Source organism: Streptomyces sp. NPDC001604 (assembly GCF_042893475.1).
Classification (GTDB): Bacteria; Actinomycetota; Actinomycetes; order Streptomycetales; family Streptomycetaceae; genus Streptomyces.
The window spans coordinates 1-26,933 of sequence record NZ_JBIAUY010000038.1 but is presented as its reverse complement, the minus strand read 5'-3'; the positions used below and the strand labels follow the sequence as shown (position 1 = coordinate 26,933).

4 protein-coding genes are annotated in these 26,933 nt (G+C 73.3%); 1 reads left to right on the top strand and 3 read right to left on the bottom strand.

Annotated features, from left to right (window positions below; translation table 11 throughout):
* Together ACFY1E_RS47620 and ACFY1E_RS47615 are read right to left on the bottom strand one after the other, a co-directional pair.
* Positions 1–6,357 (bottom strand): type I polyketide synthase (locus tag ACFY1E_RS47620; RefSeq protein ID WP_389088820.1); only part of this gene is annotated, 6,357 nt, incomplete at its 3' end.
* A gap of 40 nt (positions 6,358–6,397) precedes the next feature.
* On the bottom strand, positions 6,398–20,725 hold the full coding sequence (locus tag ACFY1E_RS47615; RefSeq protein ID WP_389088817.1) for a type I polyketide synthase: 14,328 nt from the start codon (positions 20,723–20,725) through the stop codon (positions 6,398–6,400).
* A gap of 1,091 nt (positions 20,726–21,816) precedes the next feature.
* Here ACFY1E_RS47615 and ACFY1E_RS47610 point away from each other — a divergent pair.
* Positions 21,817–22,557, top strand: a complete 741-nt coding sequence (locus ACFY1E_RS47610; protein WP_389088815.1) for a thioesterase II family protein — start codon at positions 21,817–21,819, stop codon at positions 22,555–22,557.
* 74 nt (positions 22,558–22,631) lie between these two features.
* Here the strand turns inward: ACFY1E_RS47610 and ACFY1E_RS47605 are convergent, their stop codons facing one another.
* On the bottom strand, positions 22,632–26,918 hold the full coding sequence (locus tag ACFY1E_RS47605) for an SDR family NAD(P)-dependent oxidoreductase (RefSeq protein ID WP_389088822.1): 4,287 nt from the start codon (positions 26,916–26,918) through the stop codon (positions 22,632–22,634).
* Positions 26,919–26,933 lie beyond the last annotated feature (15 nt).

Below are 26,933 nucleotides of genomic sequence, written 5' to 3'. Positions count from 1 at the left end.
CACCGCCCCGGAGACCAAACCCTCCAGACCAGCCGTCAACTCCCCACGACCACCGCCCAGCACCACCGCACGGTGCTCGAACACCGACCGCGACGTGACCAACGACCACGCCACATCAGCCGACTCCAGCTCAGGCCGGGCGGCCACCCATTCCCACAGGCGGCCCGCCTGCGCGGTGAGCGTCTTGGCCGTACGACCGGAGACCGGCCAGGCCAGGGGGGTGTCAGCGGTCAGCACCGCAGGAGTGTCGTTCCCGGTCGGCGCGGCCTCGGGGGCCTCGGCGGGGTCCTGGTGCTCCTCCAGGATGACGTGGGCGTTGGTGCCGCTCATGCCGAAGGAGGACACGCCCGCGCGGCGCGGCCGGCCGTCGGCCGTGTCCCAGGGGCGGGCCTCGGTCAGGAGTTCCACCTTGCCCGCCGTCCAGTCGACGTGCGGTGAGCGGTGCTCGGAGTAGAGGGAGCGCGGGAGTTGGCGGTGCTTGAGCGCCATCACCATCTTGATCACGCCCGCGACACCCGCGGCGGCCTGGGTGTGGCCGATGTTGGTCTTCACCGAGCCGAGCCACAGGGGCCGGTCGTCGGCCCGCTCCTTGCCGTAGGTCGCCAGGAGCGCCTGGGCCTCGATCGGGTCGCCCAGGGGCGTGCCGGTGCCGTGTGCCTCGACGACGTCGACCTCGTCGGCCCGTACTCCGGCGTTGGCGAGGGCGGCGCGGATGACCCGCTGCTGGGAGGGGCCGCTGGGGGCGGTCAGGCCGTTGGAGGCGCCGTCCTGGTTGAGCGCGGAGCCGCGTATCACCGCGAGGACCCGGTGGCCGTTGCGGCGTGCGTCCGAGAGGCGCTCGACGACGAGTACCCCGGCGCCCTCGCCGAGGCCCATGCCGTCCGCCTGTGCGGAGAACGCTTTGCAGGAGCCGTCCGGGGAGAGCCCCATGTGGCGGCTGAACTGGTCGAACACATGCGGGTTGGCCGCGACCATGACGCCGCCGACCAGCGCGAGCGAGCACTCGCCGGAGCGGACCGCCTGGCTGGCCAGGTGGAGCGCCACCATGGAGGAGGAGCAGGCCGTGTCCACGGTCACGGCGGGGCCCTCGAGGCCCAGTACGTAGGCGATGCGGCCGGAGACGACGCTGGTCGAGACGCCCGTGACGAGGTGTCCGTCGAGTTCGTCGGCCTGGAGGCCCGAGTTGTAGCCGTAGCTGGAGGCGGACGCGCCGGCGAACACGCCGGTCGCGGAGCCGCGCAGCGAGGTCGGGTCGATGCCGGCCTGCTCCAGCGCCTCCCAGGAGACTTCGAGGAGCATCCGCTGCTGCGGGTCCATCATCAGCGCCTCGCGCGGGCTGATCCCGAAGAACGCGGCGTCGAAGCCGCCGGCGTCGTAGACGAAGCCGCCCGAGCGGATGGACGCGCCGGTGTACTCCTCTTCCTCCCCGGTGCGGTCCTCGAAGGTCCAGCCTCGGTTCTCGGGAAGCGTGGAGATCGCGCTGGTTCCGGCCGCGACCAGGTTCCACAGTTCCTCGGCGTCGGTCACGCCGCCCGGGTAGCGGCAGCCGATGCCGACGATGGCCAGCGGCTCGTCGGTCGCCGCCGCGGTGACCGGCGCGGCGGCCCGGGGGTCGGGGGCGCCCGCCAGTCGGGCGAGCAGGAACTCGGCGGCAGCCGTGGGGGTGGGGGCGTCGAACAGCAGGGTCGCCGGCAGTCGCATGCCGGTGGCCTGGCTCAGCCGGTTGCGCAGTTCGACGGCGGTCAGTGAGTCGACGCCCAGGTCGCTGAAGGCACGAGTGGCCTCCACCGCGTCCGGAGAGGGATAGCCGAGGATGTGGGCGGCCTCGGTCCGCACGATGCCGGTCAGCAGCCGGACCTGTTCGCCCCGGGAGAGGCCGGCCAGCCGCTGCGTGAGCGGGGAGCCCGTGGCCGCGCCGTCGGTCTGGTCGGGGTCCGACGCGGCGAGAGCCTGGCGGACTTCGGACAGGTCGGCGATGAGGGGGCTGGGACGGCGCAGTGTGAACGGCGGGGCGAACCGCGCCCAGTCCACGTCGGCGACCGTCATCAGCGGTTCGCCCCGGTCGATGACCTGGATGAGCGCGTCCGCCGCGCGACCCGGTTCCATGAGCATCAGGCCGCGCCGCTCCCCCTGGACGGCACCCTCCTCGTCGGTCATGCCGCCGCCGCCCCACGGGCCCCAGGCCACCGAGGTCGCGGGCAGGCCCTGGGCGAGGCGGTACTCCGCCAGGCCGTCGAGGAAGGCGTTGGCGGCGCCGTACGCGGGTTGCAGACCGCTGCCCCACGTGGCGGAGATCGAGGAGAACAGCACGAAGGCGTCGAGGTCCAGGTCCCGGGTCAACTCGTGCAACCACCACGCGCCGGCGGACTTGGCGGCCACTACCTGGGCCGTCTCCGCCAGGTCGGTGGCGTCCACGGCGGTCTCCTGACGGATGCCCGCGGTGTGCAGCACCACGCGGAGCGCGGGGCCGCTCGTCCCGGCCCACCGGACCACGCCGGCCAGGTCGGCGCGCCGTCCGCCGTCGCAGGCCACCACGTCGACCGAGGTCCCGGCCTCGGCCAGTTCGGCGGCCAGCGCACCGGCGCCGAACGCGGCCGGCCCGGAGCGGCTGGTCAGTACCAGACGCGGTGCGCCGCGCTCGGCCAGCTTGCGGACCACGTGCCCGGCGATGGCACCGGTGCCTCCGGTGACGAGGGTCGTACCGCGCGGCGTCCACGGCGGGGCCTCGCCACGGGGGCGCGGGGCACGGATCAGCCGACGGCCGAGAACACCGGTGTCACGGATCGCGACCTGGTCCTCCACGCCGGAGGCGAGCAGCGCCGTGAGCCGGGCGGCGGCACGGCCGTCGACGACCGGGGGCAGGTCGATCAGTCCGCCCCAGCGTTCGGGGTGTTCCAGTCCCACGCAGCGGCCGAGGCCCCACACGTGCGTCTGTACGGGGGCGGACAGGTTTTCGTCCGGTTCGGCCGCGACGGCGCCACGGGTGGCGGCCCACAGGGGGGCGCTGATTCCGGCGTCGCCGAGCGCCTGCGTCAGGGCGAGGGTGGTGGCCAGTCCACGGGGGACGACGGGGTGTTCGGGCACGGGCGTCTCGTCCATGGCCAGCAGCGACAGCACGCCGGCCGGCTCCGTCTCGCCCAGTGCCTCGGTGAGGGCCTCGGCCACCGCGGCGCGGTGCACGGCATCGGCGGGCACGTGGGCCACGACGACCTCGGCGCCTCGGTCGGTCAGCGCGGCGGCGCAGCTCTCGGTGAGCCGGTCGTCGGCGAGTGCGGCCGGGACGACGAGCAGCCAGCGCCCGGACAGCAGGGCCGACGACGCGTCGGGGAGGGGCGACCAGTCCACGCGGTAGCGCCACTGCGCGATCGAGGAGCGGTCCTGCTCACGGCGGCGCCAGGCCACCAGCGCCGACACCACCTCACCGAGCTGTTCCTGGTCGTCCAGTTCCAGCACCTCGGCCAGGTGCGCCAGGTCGCCTCCTTCGGCGGCGGCCCAGAACCGGGCTTCGGCCGCGATGTCCGCGAGGTCGCCGGGCGTGGGGGCGGCCGGCTCGGCGGACGGTTCCATCCAGTAGCGCTCACGCTGGAAGGCGTAGGTGGGCAGTTCGACGGTGGGCGCAGCCGGCAGGACCGTCTTCCAGTCGACGCTCGCGCCGTGCACGAAGGCCCGTGCCAGACCGGTCACGAACCCGGTCACACCCTCGTCCGTACGCCGCTGAAGCGGCACGAACGCGGCATCCTCGACACCGACCGAGGCCACGGCGTCGGCGCCGAGCGCGGAGAGCGAGCCGTCCGGGCCCACCTCGATGAACAGGGTGATGCCCTGCGCGGCCAGCGTGGACAGTGCATCGGCGAAACGGACCGCCTGGCGGGTCTGGGCGGGCCAGTACTCCGGCTCGCACTCGGTGACCAGCTCGCCGGTCAGGGCGCCCGCCCACAGCACGTTCGGACCGTGGTACTCCAACTCCGAGGCAACGCGCTCAAGTTCGCCGGTCACCGGGTCCATGGCCGGGGAGTGGAAGGCGTGCGAGACACGCAACTCCCGCACACGGCGGCCCTGTTCACGCCAGTACTCCGCAACCTGGGCAACCGCGTCCGCGTCTCCCGACACCACCACCGAGTCCGGACCATTGACGGCCGCGATCTCAACGCCCTCGACGCCAGCCATCGAAGCGACGACATCCGCCTCCGACGCGTTGACCGCCGCCATCGCACCGCCCGACGGCATCCCCTGCATCAACCGCGCACGCGCAGCCACCAGACGGCAGGCATCCGGCAACGTGAGCACTCCGGCCACATACGCGGCCGCCACCTCACCCACCGAATGACCCACCACCGCGTCGGCCACCACACCCACACCCCGCAGCACCTCCGCCAACGCCACCTCGAAGGCGAACAACCCCGTCTGGGCGTAGAGCGTCTGGTTCACCAGACTCTCGTCGACGCCCTCAGCCCCCAGCACCACGTCCCGCACGCTGACGCCGAGTTCCAGCTCCAGCAGCCCCGTCACCTCGTCGAAGACCCGCGCGAACACCGCACTGCCCTCGTACAACCCCCGCCCCATCCCCAGCCACTGCGAGCCCTGACCCGCGAACACCAGGCCAACCCGCACATCCGAGCGCGCAACACCCGACACCACCGCACCCGACGACACCCCGGCCGCCACGGACTCCAGACCGGCCATCAACTGCGCACGCCCGCCACCGATCACCACAGCCCGGTGCTCGAACACCGACCGCGTCGCCGCCAACGACCACCCCACGGCGGCTACGTCGACCTCGGGCCGGGCCGCCGTCCACTCCCGCAGTCGGGCCGCCTGTCCCGCCAGTGCCGCGGCTGAACGGCCGGACACCGGCCACACACCGAGGCCGTCGGCCTCGACGACCGTGAGGGCGGGCGCCTCGGGCTCCCGCTCGGTCTCGGCGAGTGCCTCCAGCTCGTCGTACTCGTCACCGCTGACCGGCTCGCTCCCGGCCTCGTCCTCGGTGGGGGCTTCCTCCAGGATGACGTGCACGTTCGTGCCGCTCATGCCGAACGCCGACAGGCCGCCTCGGCGTACCCGCTCCCCGGCCGGCCACGGCCGCGCCTCCGCGAGGAGCCGTACCTCGCCCGCCGACCAGTCGACGTGCTCGGTCGGCTGCTCTACGTGCAGCGTGCGCGGCATCTGCTCGTGCCGGAGGGCCAGCACCATCTTGATGAGGCCGGCCATGCCCGCGGCCTGCTGCGTGTGCGCGATGTTGGACTTCACCGAGCCGAGCCACAGCGGACGGTTCTCGGGGCGTTCCTGGCCGTAGGTGGCGATCAGGGCCTGGGCCTCGATCGGGTCGCCCAGGGGTGTGCCGGTGCCGTGTGCCTCGACCAGGTCCACGTCGCCGAGGGAGAGGCGGGCGTCGGCGAGGGCGGCGCGGATGACGCGCTGCTGCGAGGGGCCGTTGGGCGCCGTCAGGCCGTTCGAGGCGCCGTCCTGGTTCACCGCTGAACCACGGACCACCGCGAGGACCCGGTGGCCGAGCCGCCGTGCGTCCGACAGCCGCTCGACGACCACGACGCCGGCACCCTCGGCCACGCCCATGCCGTCGGCGTCCGTGCCGAAGGGCTTGCAGCGTCCGTCGGGCGCCAGGCCGAGGGCCGCGTAGAAGTCGGTGAACAGCACCGGGGTGGCGGCCACGAAGGCGCCGCCGACGAGGGCCATGGAGCACTCGCCCTTGTGGAGCGCCCGTGTGGCCAGGTGGAGCGCCACCAGGGAGGAGGAGCAGGCCGTGTCCACGGTGACCGCGGGGCCTTCGAGGCCGAGGGTGTAGGAGATGCGGCCGGACAGGATGCTGGTCGCGTTGCCGGTCATCACATGGCCGTCGAGCTCGCCCTGCTTGCCGTTGGCCCATCCGTAGCCGGACGCGGACGCGCCCGCGAAGACGCCGGTCGCGGTGGAGCGGAGGGTGGCCGGGTCGATGCCGGCCTGCTCCAGGGCTTCCCAGGCGACTTCCATGAGGAGCCGTTGCTGCGGGTCCATGGCGAGGGCCTCGCGCGGGCTGATCCCGAAGAACCCGGCGTCGAAGTCGGTCGCGTCGTGGACGAAGCCGCCCGCGTGCACCTTGGCGGCGCTCGCGTCCGTGTCGGCCGGGTCACCGACGTCCCAGCCTCGGTCACGCGGCAGGCCGGTGATCGCGTCGGATCCGTCGGCCAGCAGCTGCCACAGTTCCTCGGGGTTGCGTACGCCGCCGGGGAACCGGCAGCCCATGCCGACGATGGCGATGGGTTGGTTGCCGGCCGCCTCCACCTCCTGGAGGCGCTGGCGTGTCTCGTGCAGGTTCGCTGTCACCCGCTTGAGGAAGTAGCGGAGCTTTTCCTCACTGCTCACTTGAGTCCCCTAGCCGCGAAAGTCGTGGACGGACAGTCCGTCAGAAGATGCCGAGTTCCTTGCCGATGAAGTCGAAGACCTCGTCGTCGGTGGACGATTCGAGCTTCTCCGCGACCCCTGGGCCCGCGCTCCTGTCACGGCTTTCCTTCCATTTCGACAGCACGACTTCGAGCCGGGCCGTGATCTGGGCGGCGTCCTCGTCGGCGGTGATGCCGCCGAGCAGGTTCTCCACGGTGTCGAGTGCGGTGAGCACTGGTCGTGCCGGGCTCGCCTCGTTCGCCTGGCACGACCACATGTAGGCGGCGAGTGCGGCGGGGGTCGGGTAGTCGAACAGGAGCGTGCTCGGCAGTCGCAGACCGGTGGCCGCGTTCAGCCGGTCGCGCAGTTCCACGGCGGTGAGGGAGTCGGCTCCGAGGTCGCTGAAGGACCGGTCGGCCTCCACCGCCTCGCTGTTCGCGTGTCCGAGGACGGCGGCGGCCTCGGCCCGTACGAGGTCGGTCAGGAGCCTGTCCTGTTCGGCGCGTGTGAGGCCTGCCAGTCGTGCGGCGAGAGCGTCGCCCGCCGTGGAGTCCGCAGTGAGGTCGCCGTCGAGCGCGGCCAGGGCGTCCACGACCTCGGGCAGGCTCTCGATCAGGGGGCTGGCCCGGCGCACGGTGAAGGGGGGTGCGAACCGGTCCCAGTCGACGTCGGCGACGGTCACCAGGCTGTCGCCGGAGTCGAGCACCTGGGCCAGGGCGTGCACCGCCTGGGCGGGTTCGAGCAGGCTGAGGCCCCTGCGCTCCATCTGGGCCGCGTCCTCCTGGTCGGTCATGCCGCCACCGCCCCACGGGCCCCAGGCCACCGAGGTCGCGGGCAGGTTCCGGGAGAGCCGGTTCTCCGCCAGTGCGTCGAGGTAGGCGTTCGCCGCCGCGTAGCCGGCCTGGAGGCCACTGCCCCAGGTGGCGGAGATGGACGAGAAGAGTACGAACGCCTCCAGGTCCAGGTCCGCGGTCAGTTCGTCCAGGAGGGCGGCGCCGACGGCCTTGGCCGTCATGAGGGAGGCCAGCTCGGAAACCGAGGTCTCGTCGATGGCGGTGCCCTGCGGCACGCCGGCCGCGTGCATGACGGCGGTCAGCGGCGGGCCGTCGCAGCCGATCCGCTCGACCACGCCGGTCAGTTCGGCGCGGTCGCCCGCGTCGGCGGCCACGATCTGTACGGCCGAGCCCGCGGTGGCCAGGTCCGCCGCGAGGGCGGGCACGCCGAACGCGCCGGGTCCGGAGCGGCTGGTCAGCACCAGGCGCGGTGCTTCGCGGTCGGCGAGCCAGCGGGCGACGTGTCCGGCGATCGCGCCGGTGCCGCCGGTGATCAGCGTCGTGCCGGTCGGCGTCCAGGGTTGTGCCGCGCGGGGCTCGGCGGCGCGGGTGAGGCGGCGGCCGCGGATCCCGGAGGGGCGGATCGCCGTCTGGTCCTCGCCGCAGCCGGCCAGTACCGAGCGCAGGAGGTTCCCGGCCCGCTGGTCGAAGTCGGCCGGGAGGTCGACCAGGCCCCCGCCCTGGTCCGGGTGTTCCAGGGCGGACACCCGGGCCAGGCCCCAGACCGCCGCCTGCGCCGGGCTGGCCGGTGCCTCTCCGGGTTCGGCGGCGACCGCGCCTCGGGTGAGCACCCACAGGGGGGCGTGCACCGCGAGGGCGATCAGCGCCTGCATGAGGGTCTGGGTGCCGGCGAGACCGCCCGTGACCGTCGGGTGCTCGGGCTGTGGTGTCTCGTCGAGGGCGAGCAGCGAGACCACTGCGGACAGCCCCGCCTCCGGAATGGCCGAGCGGATCCGCTCGGCCATCCGCGGCTGGTCGGCCGTCTCCTCGGCCTCCAGGACCAGGACCTCGGCGCCGGCCTCGGTCACTGCTGCGGCGCAGCTCTCGGTGAGTTCGTCCTCGGCCGCGCCGGCCGGGACCACGAGCAGCCAGGTGCCGGACAGGGTGCCGGGCTCGGGGTCGGCAACGGGCGTCCAGGCCACCTGGTAACGCCAGTTCGCGGTCGTCGCCCGGTCCTGTTCGCGGCGCCGCCAGGCCGCCAGCGCCGGCAGGACCTCGGAGAGGTGCTCCTGCTCCACGGCGAGGGTGTCGGCGAGGTGGGCCAGGTCGTGGTCCTCGACGACCTCCCAGAAGCGCGCCTCGGCGTCCGTGCCGGCTGCCGGGTCCCCGGCCTCCGACGGGAGGGAGAGGGTGCCCTCGGGCCAGAAGTGCCGGTGCTGGAAGGGGTAGGTCGGCAGTTCGACGCGGTTCGCGGACGGCAGAACCGCCGTCCAGTCGACGGACGCGCCGTGCACGAAAGCCCGCGCCAGACCGGTCACGAACCCGGTCACACCCTCGTCCGTACGCCGCTGAAGCGGCACGAACACAGCCTCTTCGCCACCAGCCGAGGCCACGGCATCGGCGCCGAGCGCCGACAGCGAACCATCCGGGCCCACCTCGACGAACAAAGTGATGCCCTGCGCGGCAAGCGTGGACAGCGCATCAGCGAAGCGGACGGCCTGGCGGGTCTGCGCGGGCCAGTACCCCGCCTCGCACTCGGTGACCAGCTCACCCGTCAGGGCACCCGCCCACAGCACGTTCGGCCGGTGGTACTCCAACTCCGAAGCGATCTGCTCAAGTTCGCCAGTCACCGGGTCCATCGCCGAGGAGTGGAACGCGTGCGAGACACGCAACTCCCGCACCCGACGACCCTGCTCACGCCAGTACTCCGCAACCTGGGCGACCGCATCCGCGTCACCCGACACCACCACCGAGTCCGGACCATTCACCGCCGCGATCGACACACCCTCGGCCATCGACGCAACAACATCCGCCTCCGACGCGTTGACCGCCGCCATCGCACCACCCGACGGCAACCCCTGCATCAACCGCGCACGCGCAGCCACCAGACGGCACGCATCCGGCAGCGTCAACACACCCGCCACATACGCAGCCGCCACCTCACCCACCGAATGACCCACCACCGCATCAGCAGCCAGCCCACTCGCCGCCAACAGCTCAGCGAGAGCCACCTCGAAGGCGAACAACCCCGCCTGGGCGTAGAGCGTCTGATTCACCAGACTCTCGTCCGCAGTACCAAGCACGACGTCCCGCACGCTGACGCCCAACTCCAGCTCCAGCAGCCCCGACACCTGATCGAAGACCCGCGCGAACACCGCACTGCCCTCATACAGACCACGGCCCATCCCCAACCACTGCGAACCCTGACCCGCGAACACGAGCCCGATCCTGCGGCCGGGAGCGGCCACACCCGAGATCACGCCGGTGCCGGGCGCACCGTCCGCGAGCCTCTCCAGGCCGACGGTGAGTTCTTCCCGGTCGCCGCCGACGACGACCGCACGGTGTTCGAAGACCGAGCGCGTGGCGGCCAGTGACCAGGCCACATCGGCCGGTTCGAGCTGCGGCCGGGCTTCGACCCAGGCGCCGAGGCGCTTGGCCTGCGCGGTCAGGCCTGCGGCCGAGCGGCTGGACACGATCCATGCGGCGATGCCGTCGGCGGACAGCGCCGAGGGGGCCTTCTCGTCCGTCTGGGCCGGCGTGGCCCGGGGCGGCTCCTCCAGGAGGACGTGGGCGTTGGTGCCGCTGATGCCGAAGGCCGATACGCCGGCGCGGCGCACGCGGTCGCCCGCCTTCCACGGCTGGGGTCGCTGGAGGAGTTCCACCGCTCCGGAGGCCCAGTCGACGTGCGGGGAGGGCTGGTCGGCGTGCAGGGTGCGCGGCAGTTCGCCGTGGTGCATGGCGAGCACCATCTTGATCACGCCGGCCATTCCGGCGGCGGCCTGGGTGTGGCCCAGGTTCGACTTGACCGAGCCGAGCCACAGGGGCTGTTGGTCCGCGCGTTCCTGGCCGTAGGTGGCCAGGAGGGCCTGGGCCTCGATCGGGTCGCCGAGCGGGGTGCCGGTGCCGTGCGCCTCCACCACATCGACATCGGCCGGCGACAACCGGGCACTGGCCAGCGCGGCGCGGATCACCCGCTGCTGGGAGGGGCCGTTGGGGGCGGTGAGGCCGTTGGAGGCGCCGTCCTGGTTGATCGCGCTGCCTCGGACGACCGCGAGGACCTGGTGGCCGTTGCGCAGGGCATCGGACAGGCGCTCGACGACGATCATGCCGGAGCCCTCGCCCATGCCCATGCCGTCCGCGTCGGCGGAGAACGCCTTGGACCGGCCGTCCGAGGCCAGTCCGCGCTGTCGGGCGAAGCCCACCATCTCCCACGGGGTCGCCATCACCGAGACGCCGCCGACCAGTGCCAGCGAACATTCGCCCGAGCGCAGTGCCTGGGCGGCCATGTGCAGGGCCACCAGGGAGGAGGAGCAGGCCGTGTCGACGGTGACGGCGGGGCCTTCGAGGCCGAGCGTGTAGGAGACGCGGCCGGAGAGGATGCTGGTCGCGTTGCCGGTGATCAGGTGGCCTTCCGCCTGGGCGGAGCCGTCCTGTCCGGCGAGCTGCATGCTGACCGTGGCGTAGTTCGACGAGTAGCCGCCGACGAACACCCCGGTGCGCGAGCCCCGCAGGGAGGCCGGATCGAGTCCGGTGGACTCCAGCGCTTCCCAGGACAGTTCGAGCAGCAGGCGCTGCTGCGGGTCCATGGCGAGCGCTTCGCGCGGGCTGATCCCGAAGAAGTCGGGGTCGAACTGGGCGGCCTGGTGGAGGAATCCGCCCTCGCGCACGTACACCGTCCCGCTGTGCGCGGGGTCCGGGTCGTAGAGGGACTCGATGTCCCAGCCCCGGTCCTGCGGGAAGCCGGACACGGCGTCGCCGCCGGCGGCGAGGAGCCGCCACAGCTCCTCGGGGCTGTCGATGCCGCCCGGGAAGCGGCAGCTCATGGCGACGATGACGACGGGGTCGTCGGCGTCCGTCGAGGAGGCCGGGGAGGCGGACGGCAGGGCGGGTGCTGCCTGCGCCGCGCCGAGCAGTGACGTCCGCAGGGAGTCGACGAGGGCCAGCGGCGAGGGGTGGTCGAACAGCAGGGTGGCGGGCAGGCGAAGGCCGGTCACGCTGGAGATGCGGTTGCGCAGTTCGACGGCGGTCAGCGAGTCGAAGCCCAGCTCGCTGAAGGCGCGGCTCGGTTCCACGTCCGCGGAGCCCGCGTAGCCGAGCACCGAGGCGGCCTCGGTGAGGACCAGGTCCTCCAGCATGCGGTCCTGTTCGGCGCGGGAGAGGCCGGCCAGGTTCCGGGCGAGATCGCCCTCGGTGCGGGTGCCGGTGGCGCCGGCGCGGAGGGAGGCGCCGAGTTCCTGGGCGTCGGGCAGGTCGCGCAGGAACGGTACGGCGAGGAGTTCCGCCGCGCCGGGCGCTTCGGCGAGCGCGGGCCAGTCGAGGTCCATCACCGTGAGGACGGTGTCGGTGCCGGACAGGGCCTCGCCCAGGGCTTCGACGGCCAGGGCGGGGTCCATGAGGACTTCCCAGCGGTTGCGGCGCAGTCGTTGCCGGGCGGCTTCGCTGGCCTGGGACACGCCTTCGCCGGCCCAGGGTCCCCAGGCGACGGACAGGGCGGTCAGGCCGCGTGCCCTGCGGTTCTCCGCGAGGGCGTCGAGGTAGGCGTTGGCCGCGGAGTAGTTGGACTGGCCGGCGCCCCCGAAGGTGGAGGCCGCCGAGGAGAACAGGACGAACGCGTCGAGGTCGATGCCTTCGGTCAGTTCGTCGAGGTGGGCGGCGCCGCCTGCCTTGGCCGCGAGGGCGCGGGAGAGCTGTTCGGTGTCGAGGCCGTCGAGGACGCCGTCGTCGAGGACGCCCGCGGTGTGCAGGACGGTTCGCAGGGCGGGTCCGTCGCTAGTGATGTGGTCGATCACGGCGGCCAGGTGGGCGCGTTCGGCGCTGTCGCAGGCGATGATCCGCACGTCCGAGCCGGCCTCGGCGAGGTTCGCGGCGAGTCGTCCGACGCCGGTGGCGTCCGCTCCGGACCGGCTGCACAGCACCAGGCGTTCGGCACCGTGGGCGGCCAGCCAGTGGGCGGTGTGCTTGCCGATGGCGCCGGTGCCGCCGGTGATCAGGGTGGTGCCGCGCGGTGTGAACGTCCGGCCGGTGCGGCGCAACGGGCGGCGGGTGATCCGTCGGCCCATGATTCCGGCCGGGCGGATCGCGACCTGGTCCTCGTCGCAGCCGGCCAGTACGGCGGCGAGCCTGGTGGCGGCGCGGTCGTCGAGGGTTGCGGTCAGGTCGATCAGGCCGCCCCAGCGGTCGGGCTGTTCCAGGGCGACGACGCGGCCGAGGCCCCACACCTGTGCCTGGACGGGGCTGGTGAGGACGTCGCCGGGGCCGGTGGAGACCGCACCGGTGGTGAGCATCCACAGCGGTACGTCGAGCTTGGCGTCGGCCATCGCCTGGAGGAGCGTCACCGTGGCGTCGAGGCCTCGGGGCACGGCGGGCGCTTCGGGGACCGGCCGCTCGTCCAGGGCCAGCAGGGAGACCACGCCGGTGATCCGGGCCGGTGTGCCGTCGGCCGGGTCCGCGAACCGGGTGAGGTCGGCGGCCAGCGGCCGGCGGCGGGCGGTGCCCGCTGCGACCTCGACGGTCTCGGTGTGGGCGCCGCGTGCGGCCAGGGCGCGCAGACAGGCGTCGACGAGTTCGGCGGCGGAGTCGGTCGGCTCGGCGGGTACGGCCACCAGCCAGGTGCCGGTGAGGGTGGCGGGGGCGCGTTCGGGGACCGGAGACCAGGTGATGCGGTAGCGCCAGTTCTCGGTGGTCTCCCGCTCCTGCTCGCCCCGGCGCCAGGCGGCGAGGCGCGGCAGCACCTCGCTGAACGCCTGGCGTCCGTCCACCGCGAGGGTGTCCGCGAGCTGCCGCAGGTCGCCGTCCTCGACGGCCGCCCAGAATCGGGCCTCGGCCTTCGTGCCGGCGTCCGGGGCCGGCCGGTCGGTCTCGCCGGCGGCGGGCAGCCAGTAACGCTGGTGCTGGAAGGCGTAGGTGGGCAGGTCGGTGCGCCGGCCGGCCGGCAGGACGCGGCGCCAGTCGACGAGGCCGCCGCCGACGTGGACCTCGGCGAGGGCGGTCAGGAAGCGCGACGGGCCGCTGTGGTCGCGGTCGAGGGTGCCGGTCACGACGGGGACGCCCACGGTGCCCATGTCCTCGGCCGTCTCGACGATGCCGGTGGTGAGGACCGGCTGCGGGGAGACCTCGATGAACATCTGGTGGCCCGCCTGGGCGAGCGCCCGGACCGCCTCGTCGAAGCGGACCGTGCGGCGGGCGTTGGCGAACCAGTACCCGGGGTCGAGTTCGGTGCCCTGCGTCCAGCGGCACTCCACGGTGGAGAACAGCGGGATGCGGCCCTCGGTCGGCCGGATGCCGGCCAGCCGCTCGGTGATCGGGCCGGCCAGGTCGTCGATGCCCGCGGAGTGCGCGACGAAGTCGGTGACCGGGATCGACCAGCGCATCACCCTGCGGCGGGACAGCTCGGCCTCGAACTCGGCCAGGGCGGCGCTCTCGCCGGAGACGACGGTGGCGGCGGGGCCGTTGACGGCGGCCACCGCGAGACGGTCGCCCCAGGGCACCAGCAGTTCGCGCACGGCCGCGACGGGCATCACCACGGAGAGCATTCCGCCGCCGGTGCCGAGCCCGGACAGCGCCTGGCTGCGCACGGCGACCACCTTGGCGGCGTCGTCCAGGGACAGCATCCCGGCCACTGTCGCCGCCGCGATCTCGCCCTGGGAGTGGCCGACCACGGCGCCCGGTGTCACTCCGGCCGCTTCCCACAGCGCGGCCAGCGAGACCATGACCGCCCACAGCGCGGGCTGCGCCACGTCGGCGCGGTCGAGCGAGGGGGCGTCGTCGGCTCCGGCGATGACCTGGGTGAGGGACCAGTCGACGTAGGGGGCGAGCGCGCGTTCGCACTCGGCGAGGCGGGCCGCGAACACCGGTGAGGCGGCGGCCAGTTCCCGGCCCATGCCGGCCCATTGGGCGCCCTGGCCGGGGAAGACGAAGACCGGCCGGTCGATTTCGGGGGCGGCGGTCGTGCCGGTGACGACGCCGGGTGCGCGGTCTCCCGCGGCCACCGCGGTCAGCCCGGTGACGAGGTCCTCGCGGTCGGCGCCGGTGATGACGGCCCGGTACTCGAACACCGAGCGGGTGACCGCGAGCGACCAGGCGAGGTCGGCCGGGTCGAGTTCGGGGTGGGCGGTGACGTGCGCGGCGAGGCGGGCGGCCTGGTGGCGCAGGCTCTCGGCGGTCCTTCCGGAGAAGGTCCAGGCGAGGGCGGCGGGGGCGTCGAGCGCCGGGGTCCGGGGGGCGGCCTCAGCGGGCTCGGCCGGTTCCTCGGCGGGTTCCTCCTCCACGATGACGTGCACGTTCGTGCCGCTGACACCGAACGAGGAGACGCCGGCGCGGCGCGGACGGCCGTCGGTGTCCCACGGGCGGGACTCGGTCAGCAGCCGTACGTCGCCGGCCGTCCAGTCCACGTGGGGCGACGCCTCGCCCAGGTGCAGGGACCTGGGGAGGGTCTTGTTGCCCAGCGCGAGGACCATCTTGATCAGGCCGCCGATGCCGGCCGCGGCCTGCGCGTGGCCGATGTTGGACTTCACGGACCCGAGCCAGATCGGCCGTCCCTCGGGCCGGTCCTGGCCGTAGGCGGCGATCACCGCCTGCGCCTCGATCGGGTCGCCGAGCACCGTCCCGGAGCCGTGCGCCTCGACGACGTCCACGTCGGAGGGCGTGAGTCCCGCGTTGGCGAGCGCGGAGCGGATGACGCGCTGCTGGGAGGGCCCGTTGGGGGCGGTCAGGCCGTTGGAGGCGCCGTCCTGGTTCACGGCGGCGCCGCGCACCACGGCGAGCACCGGATGCCCGTTGCGCCGCGCGTCCGAGAGGCGCTCCAGGACGACCATGCCCGCGCCCTCGGAGATGCCCATGCCGTCGGCAGCGGCGGAGAAGGACTTGGAGCGCCCGTCGGGTGCGAGCCCCTTCTGCCGGCTCACCCACACGAAGAGGTCGGGGGTCGCGGCGACGAACGCGCCGCCCGCCAGCGCCAGGGAGCTCTCGCCCGAGCGCAGGGACTGGCAGGCCAGGGTGACCGCGACCAGGGCGGAGGAGCAGGCGGTGTCGACGGTCACCGCGGGGCCTTCGAGGCCGAGCGTGTAGGAGACGCGGCCGGAGACGACGCTGGTGGTGGTGCCGGTCAGCAGGTGGCCCTCGACGCTGTCGGTGTCCGCGCCGATGCCGTAGCCGGCGAAGCTCGCGCCGACGAACACCCCGGTCTGGGTGCCGCGCAGCCGTTCCTGGGGGATGCCGGCCCGCTCCAGCGCCTCCCACGAGGTCTCCATCAGGAGCCGCTGCTGCGGGTCCATGGCGAGCGCCTCACGGGGGCTGATGCCGAAGAACCCGGCGTCGAACTCGGCGGCGTCGTAGACGAAACCGCCCTGGCGCACGTACGCGGTGCCGGTGTGGTCCGGGTCCGGGTCGTACAGGGCGTCCAGGTCCCAGCCCCGGTCCTGGGGGAACGCGCCGATCGCGTCGGTGCCGGAGGCGATGAGCTGCCACAGCTCCTCGGGGGTGGTGACCCCGCCCGGGAAGCGGCAGGACATGCCGACGATGGCGATCGGGTCGCCGTCGTCGACGACGGCCGCCGTCACGGCGGGGGCGGCGCCGGAGCGCTCCTCGAACAGCTCGGCACGCAGGTAGCCGGCAAGCAGCGTCGGGTTGGGGTAGTCGAACAGCAGGGTCGCGGGGAGCTTGAGTCCGGTGGCCGCACCCAGCCGGTTGCGCAGTTCGACGGCGGTGAGCGAGTCGAAGCCCAGGTCGCTGAAGGGCCGGCCCGCGCCCACGGCCTCGGCGGACAGGTAGTCGAGCACGGCGGCGGCCTCGGTGCGCACCAGCGTGACGAGGGCCTGGTTCTGGTCGGCGGCCGGCAGATCGGCGAGACGGCGCTCGAGTTCGGTGCGCGCTTCCGGGTCGGCCGGGGCGGCGTCGGACCGGTCCGTGCCCACGGCCGCGTCGGCGAGGGCCTGGCGGACCTCGGGCAGGTCGGCGATCAGAGGGCTGGGGCGGCGCAGCGTGAACGGCGGGGCGAACCGCGCCCAGTCCACGTCCACGACCGTGACGGGGCCCTCGCGGCCGTCGAGGACGTGCGCCAGCGCCTGGACGGCAAGTTCGGGGGGCATCAGCCGCAGGCCGCGCCGTTCGAGTCGGAGGCCGTCGTCTCCGGAGCTCATCGCGCCGCAGCTCCACGGGCCCCAGGCGACACTGGTCGCGGTCTCGCCATGGGCCAGGCGACGCTCCGCGAGTGCTTCGAGGAACGCGTTGGCCGCGGAGAACCCCGGCTGTCGGCCGCCGCCCCAGACGGCGGCGACCGAGGAGAACAGCACGAATGCGTCCAGGTCCTGACCGGCGGTCAGTTCCTCGAGCCAGGCTGCGGCGCCGGCCTTGGCGGCGAGCACCGAGGAGAAGTCGTCGAGTTCGAGGGCGTCGACCGGGGTGGCGTCGATGCTCTCTGCGGTGTGCAGGACGGCGGTGAGCGCTGGGCCGTGCGCGCCGGTCCAGGCGACGGCGCCGGCGAGTTCGGCGCGCTGCTGAAGGTCGCATGCGAGGACGTCCACCTGCGTGCCGAGGGCGGCCAGTTCGGCGGCCAGCGCCACGGTGCCGGGCGCTCCCGGACCGGAGGAGCCGATGAGCACGACGCGCGGTGCGCCCCGCTCGGCCAGCCAGCGGGCCAGGTGTTCGCCGATCGCGTCGTCGCCGCCTGTGATCAGCGCGGTGCCGCGGGTGGGGCGCCAGGCGCCCTCGGCGGCGGACGGCTGCGGGGCGCGGGTGAGCCGACGGCCCAGCAGACCGGTCTGGCGGACGGCGGCCTGGTCCTCGCCGCAGCCGGCCAGTACGGCGGCCAGCCGTGCGCCGGCGCGCTCGTCCAGGGTTTCCGGCAGGTCGATCAGGCCGCCCCACCGCTCGGGGTGCTCCAGGGCCACGACCCGGCCGAGGCCCCAGACCTGCGCCTGGGCGGGACTGCCCGGCGCCTCACCCGGAGTCGCCGCGACCGCGCCGGAGGTGACCGCCCAGAGCGGAGCACTGATTCCCGCGTCGCCGAGTGCCTGCACCAGGGCAACGGTGGCGGCCAGGCCGATGGGCACGACAGGGTGCTCGGGCACGGGTGTCTCGTCCAGCGCCAGTAGCGACAGCACGCCGGCGGGCTCCGCTTCGCCCAGTGCCTCGGCGAGGACCGAGGCCACGCCGTCCCGGTCAACCGCCGCGGCGGGAACGCGCGCCACGACGGTCTGGGCGCCGCGGGTGGTCAGGGCGTCGACACAGCGGTCCACCAGTTCCTCGCCCGCAGGTCCGGCCGGGGCGACGACGAGCCAGTGCCCGGACAGCACGGGCGAGGGGGGCTCGGTGGCGGGTGTCCAGTCCACGCGGTAGCGCCAGCCGGCCGTCGCCGAGCGGACCTGTGCACCGCGGCGCCAGGTCGCGAGCGCGGGCAGGAGCGTGTCGAGCTGGTGCCGGTCCTCGATCGCGAGCGTGTCGGCGATCGAAGCGAGGTCCCCTTCCTCGACGGCGGCCCAGAACCGGGCTTCCTCGGGGTTGTAGACACCGTCGCCGCCCTCCGCGGGAGCGGCGGACTCAAGCCAGTAGCGCCGGCGTTGGAACGCGTAGGTGGGCAGCTCCACCGCCTGTGCGGGGGGCAGGACCCTGCGCCAGTCGACGGGCAGCCCGCCGACGAACGCCTCGGCGAGGGAGCGGATGATCCGGCTCGCGCCACCGTTGTCCCGCTCCAGGGTGCCGATGCTCAGCACACCGGCCACCCCGGCGTCCTCGGCCGTCTCCGCCACCGGCCCCGTCAGCACCGGATGCGGGGACACCTCCACGAACCTGGTGAAGCCGTCACTCAGCAGCAGGCGCGCGGCCTCCTCGAAGCGGACCATGTTGCGCAGGTTCGCGTACCAGTACCGGGCATCCAGCTCCTGTCCCGACACCCACTCGCCGGTCACGGTGGAGACCATCGGCACCCGGCCCGCCACCGCGCTGATCTGCGCGAGTTCCGCGGCGAGCACCGCCTCCAGAGGCTCCACCGCCGCGGAGTGCGCCACGAAATCCGTCTCCGGAATCCGCCAGCGCAGCACATGCCGCGCCGCCAACTCCCGCTCGAACTCGGAGAGAGCCCCCGGCTCGCCCGACACCACCACCGCCGCCGGACCGTTCACCGCCGCCACCGACAACCGGCCGCCGAACTCCTCGACGAGTTCCGTCACCGCCGCCGAGGGCATCACCACCGACACCATCGACCCCTCGACCGACAGCCCCGACAATCCCTTCGAGCGCGCCACGACGACCCGGGCGGCGTCCTCCAGGCTCAGCATCCCGGCGACGGTCGCCGCCGCGACCTCACCCTGCGAATGCCCCACCACCGCATCCGGAGCGACCCCCGCCGCCTCCCACACCGCCGCCAGCGACACCATCACCGCCCACAACACCGGCTGCACCACATCAGCCCGATCCAGCCCCGGAGCACCCTCCACCCCCTCCAGGACCTCGCTCAAGCTCCACGGCACCAGCGCTGCCAACGCCCGCTCGCACTCGGCCAGTCGCGCCGCGAACACCGCACTCGACCCGGCCAGCTCACGGCCCATCCCCACCCACTGCGCACCCTGACCCGCGAACACGAACACCGTCCGCCCACCCGACCGCGCAACCCCCGACACCACCGAAGCGCCGCACTCCCCCACCGCCACACCACGCAGAGCCGCCACCTGCTCCTCACGGCCCCCGCCGCCCAGCACCACCGCGCGATGCTCGAACACCGACCGCGTCGTCGCCAACGACCACGCCACATCGACCGGAGAAACCTCAGGGCGGGCGGTCACCCACTCCCACAACCGGCCCGCCTGCGCCGCCAACGCCTCACCAGTGCGACCGGACACCGGCCACGCGCTCAGCCCCTCCGCCTCCACCACCGCAAGAGCGGGCACCACAGGCTCGGCAGCACCAAGGCCCTGCGCCTCACCCGGCTCCTCGACGCCCTCGACCGGCTCACTCCCGGCCGCGGCCTCGACGCCCACGGCAGGCGCCTCCTCCAAGATCACGTGCACATTCGTGCCGCTCATCCCGAACGCCGACACACCCGCCCGACGCACCCGCTCACCGACCGGCCACGGCCGCGCCTCCGCAAGGAGCCGCACCTCGCCCGCCGACCAGTCCACATGCGGGGTCGGCTCGCCGACGTGCAGCGTCCGCGGCATCTCCTGATGCTGGAGCGCGAGCACCATCTTGATCATGCCCGCCGCGCCGGCGGCGGCCTGGGTGTGGCCGATCACGGACTTCACCGAACCGAGCCACAACGGCCGGCCCTCGGGCCGCTCCTGGCCGTAGGTCGCGATCAGAGCGTCGGCCTCGATCGGGTCGCCCAGCGTGGTCGCCGAACCGTGCGCCTCCACCACGTCCACATCGGCGGACGACAGTGCGGCGTCGGCCAGGGCGGCGCGGATCACCCGCTGCTGCGACGGGCCGTTGGGCGCAGTCAGGCCGTTGGACGCACCGTCCTGGTTCACCGCGGAGCCGCGCACCACCGCGAGCACCCGGTGCCCGTTGCGACGCGCGTCCGACAGCCGCTCCACGACGAGTACGCCGACGCCCTCGCCCCAGCCAGAGCCCTCGGCCTCAGCGCTGAACGAACGGCAGCGCCCGTCGACCGACATGCCGCGCTGGCGGGAGAAGCCGACGAAGACGGCCGGCGTGGCGACCACCGTGACACCGGAGACGAGCGCCAGCGAGCACTCGTCCGAGCGCAGCGACTGCACCGCGAGGTGCAGAGCCACCAGCGACGAGGAGCAGGCCGTGTCCACGGTCACCGCCGGGCCCTCCAGCCCGAAGCTGAACGCGATCCGGCCCGACATCACGCTGGTCGCGATGCCGGTGAGCAGATGGCCTTCCGAGCCCTTGGCCTCGGCCGAGGAGCCGGTGCCGTAGCCCGAGGTGTAGGCGCCGGTGAAGACGCCGGTCCGGCTCCCGCGCAGGGTGGTCGCGTCGATGCCCGCCTGCTCCAGCGCCTCCCATGAAGTCTCCAGCAGCAGACGTTGCTGCGGGTCCATCATCAGCGCCTCGCGCGGGCTGATCCCGAAGAACCCGGCGTCGAACTCTGCGACGTCGTGGACGAAGCCGCCGTGCCGTGCGTAGGAGGTGCCGGGGTGGTCCGGGTCGGGGTCGTAGAGGTTCTCCAGATCCCAGCCACGGTCCTGGGGAAACGCACCGATCGCGTCCGTACCGCCGGCCAGCAGATCCCAGAGTCGCTCCGGGCTGTCCGCCCCGCCGGGGAAACGGCAGCCCATGCCGACGATCGCGATCGGTTCCCGGCTGCGTTCCTCGACCTCGGTCAGCCGGCGGCGAACCTGGCGCAGGTTGGCCGTCACGAGCTTGAGGTAGTCGCGGAGTTTGTCTTCGCTCGCCATCTGCTTCCGCCATCCCTGCTCGGTGGGGAACGCCAAATCGATCCGCGGATCGTGTGGGTCCCCCGGGGCGCGCGTGAATCTTGTGTCGGCCTCACCGCCGCCACAAGTGGTTTATTGAATTCGTGCCCGTAAAAGACATTGTCAGCGACAGCTGACTTATCAAGCCGACTGGCAGCGAAGGTATCCGTCGCCCGTGGAAACCCGCAACATTCGCCTTGAACAGCGAAGTGCGCCTTTCCTGGGAAGCCGTATCGTCCCCGGCGTCGAGCTCGACCACGGCGGACGGGCGGCGGGACGGCCCAGCCTGGCGGTGTTCAGCTGCCGCCGGGCGCCAGTCGAACACCGCCGACGGCATGCGACCGGATGGTTCCCGCCTTGGCGGCGCCCTCCTCGAAAGGTCGCCCAATTCAGGGCCGAGTTATTTCCTCGAATTCCCGCTGAATTTGCCCGACCGGCCACTGCCGTATTCATCTGCCAGGAGGATGCCAAATGGGCGAGGCGGACGGATTCGTATTCAGGCGCCTTGGCGTGCCGACGAGCCCGCTTTCCCGGCGGACGGCCGTGCGCAGTCGACCGCGGCAGCTCGATCGTGGTCGTCGTCCACTTGACGGGCGAGAATCCGGCCCAGCGGGTCGCCGCAGTGTTCTTCCACCGGCGCAGTCCGCGCCCGCGTGCCCCGGGACAGGGGCAGCGACGGGGGCCGGAGCCCGGCGCCGAGGCGACCCTGGATCGCCGGACGGCACCGTAACTCAGCGGCGCCCGGCCGGTCGAGGCCCGGCCGTGTTCGGCCGGCTGCCGCGTCGGCCCTGATCGCACCCCTCCTCATCTACGATGACGGACGGTCGGCCATGTCCGATGCCTGCTCGGTCCGCGAGCGAGCGCCCCGCGGGAGCGGATCGACACCGTGTGAGCCGACAGGGCGCACCCGGGCCCGCACCGCGCGGATGCCCGTCCAGCTTCGCGGGGGCGCAACGATCCGCCTCGACGAGACCGGCCGTGCCTGCTGTGCTTGTTCGACTCCTGACAGGCCGTCATATGGCGGACCGCCACGGGAAGCAGCCACCCACCTCAGACGAACCAGAGGAGCCAGCATGTCCGCATCCCCCTCCGAAGAAGCGAAGTGGCTCCGCCGCTACCAGCCGGCCGAGAACGCGGTCGGTACGCTGCTGTGCCTTCCGCACGCGGGCGGCTCGGCCTCGTTCTTCCTGCCCCTCGCCCGCGCCCTCGCTCCGAAGGTCGACGTGGTCGCCGTCCAGTACCCGGGTCGGCAGGACCGGCGGGCAGAGCGGCCGATCGACGATCTGGCCACGCTGGCCGACCGCATCTGCGGACTGCTCGACCCGACGCCGCAGCGTCCGCTGACCGTCTTCGGTCACAGCATGGGCGCGCTGCTCGGCTTCGAGATCACCCGCCGTCTCGAAGCCGACGGCCGCGGGCCGGTCCGGCTGCTCGCGTCCGGTCGCCGAGGGCCGGCGACCCACCGCGACGAGCGTGTCCACCGCAGCGACGAGGAAATCATGGCCGATGTGCGCGCCCTGAGCGGAACAGCCTCGCTGCTGCTGGGAGACGAGGAGGTGATGCGCGCCGCGCTTCCCGCCCTTCGCGCCGACTACACGGCGGTCGAGACCTACCGCTGCGAGCCCGATGCGACCGTGGCCTGCCCCATCACGGTCCTGACCGGCGACGACGACCCCAAGACCACCGTCGACGAGGCCAAGGCCTGGGACCAGCACACCACCGGCGGCTTCGACCTGCGGGTCTTCTCCGGCGGCCACTTCTTCGTCAGCACCCGCATGCAGGAGATCACCGAGTTGCTGAAGCAGTACTTCTAGACGAACCCGCTCTGATCCGAACACGAGACCGCGGCGTCCGCCTGAGGCGGACGCCGCGGTCTCGTGTTCGGGGCTCAGATCTCCAGTTCCTTGTCGATGAGGTCGAAGATCTCGTCGTCGGTCGCCTCACCGATCTCGCGCAGGTCCTCCGCGTTGTCCGAGCGCCCGGTGCGGAAATCGTGCACGATGCCTTCGAGGCGGGTCAGGACCGCCGCCCGGCGCGGGCTGTCGGCCGCCGTGGCGAGCACCGACTCGAGCCGGTCGAGCTCGTCGAGCACCAGCTGGTCGGGGTTGGCCTTGCCCACCATGCGCTCCAGCAGGTACTCGGCCAGCGCCTGCGGCGTCGGGTAGTCGAAGGCCAGCCCGGCGGACAGATGCACCCCGGCGCTCCGGCTGAGCGCGTTGCGCAGCTCCAACGCCATCAACGAGGTGAAGCCGAGCTCGCGGAAGGAACGGGTGGCCTGGAGGCTGCCCGGGCCTCTGACACCCAGCACGAGCGCGGCCTGCTTCCTGATCAGCTCCGAGACGGTCTCCAGTTGCTGCTCCGGGCCGAGCCCGACCAGCCGCGCGGCCAGGTCGCCGCCCGGCACGGCCGCCGCGGCGCTCGGGCCGGCCCGGCGGACCAGCGCGCCCAGCACGGCGGGCAGGTGGGGGTTGTCGTGCGTGAGGGTGCTGCTGTTCAACCGTGCGGCGACCAGCGCCGCGCGGCCGGTGCCGGGCGCCGCGTCGAGCAGGGCCAGCCCTTCGGTGTCGGAGATCAGCGCCAGCCCGGCGCGGGCCATCCGGTCCCGGTCCGCCTGCTCCAGCGTGCCGGCCATGCCGTCGGCGCGTTCCCAGGGGCCCCAGGCCAGCGACGTCGCGGCGAGACCTTGGCCGTGCCGGTGTTCGGCGAGCGCGTCGAGGAAGGTGTTGGCGGCCGCGTAGTTGCCCTGCCCGGGGTTGCCCCAGATACCGGCCACGGAGCTGAACAGCACGAAGCGTGAGATGTCCGTCCGGCTCGTCAGCTCGTGCAGGTTCCACGCGCCGAGCGCCTTCGCCCGTACCACGGAACGGACCTGACTCGGCGTCAGGGTTCCGATCAGCCCGTCGTCGAGGACTCCGGCGGCATGGAAGACCCCGTCCACTCGCCGGGTGCGGGTGGCCGTGTCGAACACCGCCTCCAGGGCCGCGCGGTCGGCCGCGTCGCAGGACTCGATGCGCACCGCCGTACCGGAAGCCGCGAGTCGCGCGGCGAGCGCGGCTGCGCCTGGTGCCGTGGGCCCGCTGCGGGAGAGCAGCACCAGTTCGCCGGCCTGCCCCGTCTCCGCCAGGTGCTGTGCGACCAGGCGGCCGAGGCCACCGGTGCCGCCGGTCACGACGACCGCCGCGTCACCGCGCACCGGCGCGGGCACGGTGAGCACGACCTTGCCGACGTGCCGCGCCTGGCTCATGAACCGGAAGGCCTCCGCTGCCTGACGCACGTCCCAGCCGGTCACCGGCAACGGCCGCAGCACACCCTGGTCACAGAGCTCCGTGACGCGGCGCAGCATCGGACCGAGTCGTTCGGCGTCCAAGGCCAGCAGGTCAGCCGCCTGATAGGTGATGCCGTGTGCGCGGGCGACCGTCTCCGGGTCACGCACGTCGGTCTTGCCGATCTCCACGAAGCGGCCACCGGGCGCCGTCAGCCGTAGCGAGGCGTCCACGAACTCCCCGGCCAGCGAATCCAGGACCACGTCGATCCCGTGTCCGCCACTCGCCGCCCGGAAGGCCTCCTCGAACCCGAGCGTGCGGGACGAGGCGATCCGGTCACGGGCGATCCCGGCCCGTTCCAGCGCGGACCACTTGCCCTCGCTCGCCGTGGCGAACACGGTGGCGCCGAGGTGCCCGGCGAGCTGCAGCGCCGCCATGCCCACACCGCCGGCCGCGGCGTGGACGAGCACCGACTCGCCCGCGGTCAGCCCGGCCACCTCGACCAGCGCGTGATACGCGGTGAGAAAGGCCACCGGCGCACTCGCCGCCTGAGCCATCGACCACTGCGGAGGAATGGGGGCCACCAGCCGCGCGTCGGTCACCGCGAGCGGCGTGAACCCGCCGGTGAACAGCCCCATCACGGCCTGCCCCGGGACCAGGTCCGTCACCCCGGGCCCGGTTTCCACCACCCAGCCCGCGCCTTCGAGGCCCAGCGCCCCCGCATCGCCCGGGTACATCCCGAGTACGTTGAGCACGTCCCGGAAATTGACACCCGCGGCACGCACCGCCACCCGCACCTGCCCCGGCTCCAAGGGCGCCGACCCCTCGTCACTCGCCTGCAGGCACAACTCCTCCAAGGTGCCGCGCTCACGGAAGCCCAGCCGCCAGCCCGGACCGGTCGTCCCGGCAGGGACGGGAAGGGCTGGAGAGAGCCGGCTCAGCCGCGGCACGTGGACCTGGCCGCCGCGCAGCGCCACCTGCCCCTCACCCGAGCCGAGCCCGGCCGCGACCCCCGCACCGACGGCATCGGGACTCTCCACGTCGACCAGAACCACCCGGCCCGCGGACTCCGCCTGTGCCACCCGGCCCAGACCCCATAGCGAAGCGGCCGCCACGGCCGCGGCCGTAGGGGCGCCGTTCCCGTGGTCCGCGCCGGTTCCCGTGCCCACCGCGCCGACGGTGACCAGGACGAGGCGGGTGCCGGCCAGCGTCTCGGCGTTCAGCCATCCCTGGATCAGGTCCAGGGTCTCGACGGCCGCCTCGCTCGCGGCATCCGGCGCACAGCGCTCGAGCGGGCAGTCGCGCGCAGGCAAGGCCAGTGCAACGAGAGTGTCGGGTACGGCAGTTCCGGCGTCCACCGCCTTGAGGAGTGTCTCGATCCCGTCGTAGCGGGTGGCGTCCGGGAGGCCGGGGATCTCGGCCGGGCCGATCAGCGCCCAGCCGGCGCCCGAGGGCGCGGTGGTCTGGGGTGCGCTCTGGAGTTCCGTCCAGTCCAGGGTGAGCAGGGACTCGCGGATCAGCCGGGAGCTGACCTGCATCCCGCCGACGGCCATCGGCCGCAGGACCAGCGAGTCGACCGAGGCGAGCACCATTCCGGTCGAGTCGGCGATCGTCACCGCCACGCCCTCGCCGTCGACGACGGGCGCCACCCGGACCCGCGCGCTGGTCGCTTCGGCCGAGTGCAGTGTCACGCCGTTCCACGCGAACGGGTCCATCGGGCCGGTCGTGCCGTCCAGGCCGATGGCGTGCAGGGCGGCGTCCAGCAGCGCGGGGTGCAAAGAGAACCCGGCCGCCGACACCCCCTCGGGCAGCGCGATCTCCGCGAACACCTCGCCGGGCTCCTGGCCACGCCAGACGCCGCCCACGGCGGCGAACACCGGCCCGTAATCGAGCCCCGCTCCGCTCAGTCCCGCATACAACTCCTCCACCGACAACGCCTCGGCCTGCGCGGGAGGCCACGCGACCGCCCACCCACCGTCCACCGCACCGGCCTCGCCGACCGGCACCAGCACCCCGCTCGCGTGCCGGGTCCACGCATCGGCTTCTTCGACCTCGTCCAAGTCCTCGTCGGGCCGGGTATGGATACTCACCTCGCGGCGTCCCTGTTCGTCCGCGCCCGCCGCACTGACCTGAATCCGCACACCGCCCTCGTCCGGAAGCACCACCGGCGCGTCGATCAGCAACTCCTCCAGCCGGCCACAACCCGCCAGCCCGCCCACGAACGACGCCATCTCCACCAGCGCCGCCCCCGGCACCACCACACGCCCCGACACCACATGATCCCCCAGCCAGGAATGCGTGGCGAGCGACAGGCGCCCCACCGCGCTGATCCCACCCGAGCCCGGCAACTCCACCACCGCACCCAGCAGCCCATGACCGGCCTCGCCCAGTCCCAGATCCTGCGGCCGGGCACTGCCCCGACCACTGAGCCAGTACCGCTGCCGCTGGAACGCATACGTCGGCAACTCCACCCGGCACCGCTCCTCCCCATACACCCCCTCCCACCGCACCGCACCACCCCGCACCGCCACCCCCGCCAACGCCGTCAACGCCGCACGCACCTCATCACGACCCCGACGCATCACCGGCAGCCACACCTCACCACCACCCGCCCCCTCCACCTGCGGCCCAAGCCCGGACAGGACTCCGTCCGGACCCACCTCCACAAACGTGCGCACCCCCGCATCGCGCAAGCTCACCACCGCATCGGCGAACCGCACCGCCTCACGCACATGCCGCACCCAATACCCCGGATCCGTCACCTCGTCCGTCACCAGACCACCCGTCAGACCCGACACCAGACCCAACCGCGGCTTGTGCAGCCGCGTCGAGGCGACCACCCGGCCGAACTCCTCCAACATCGGCTCCATCAACGGCGAATGGAACGCATGCGACACCCGCAACCGCCGCACCCGCACCCCCGCCTC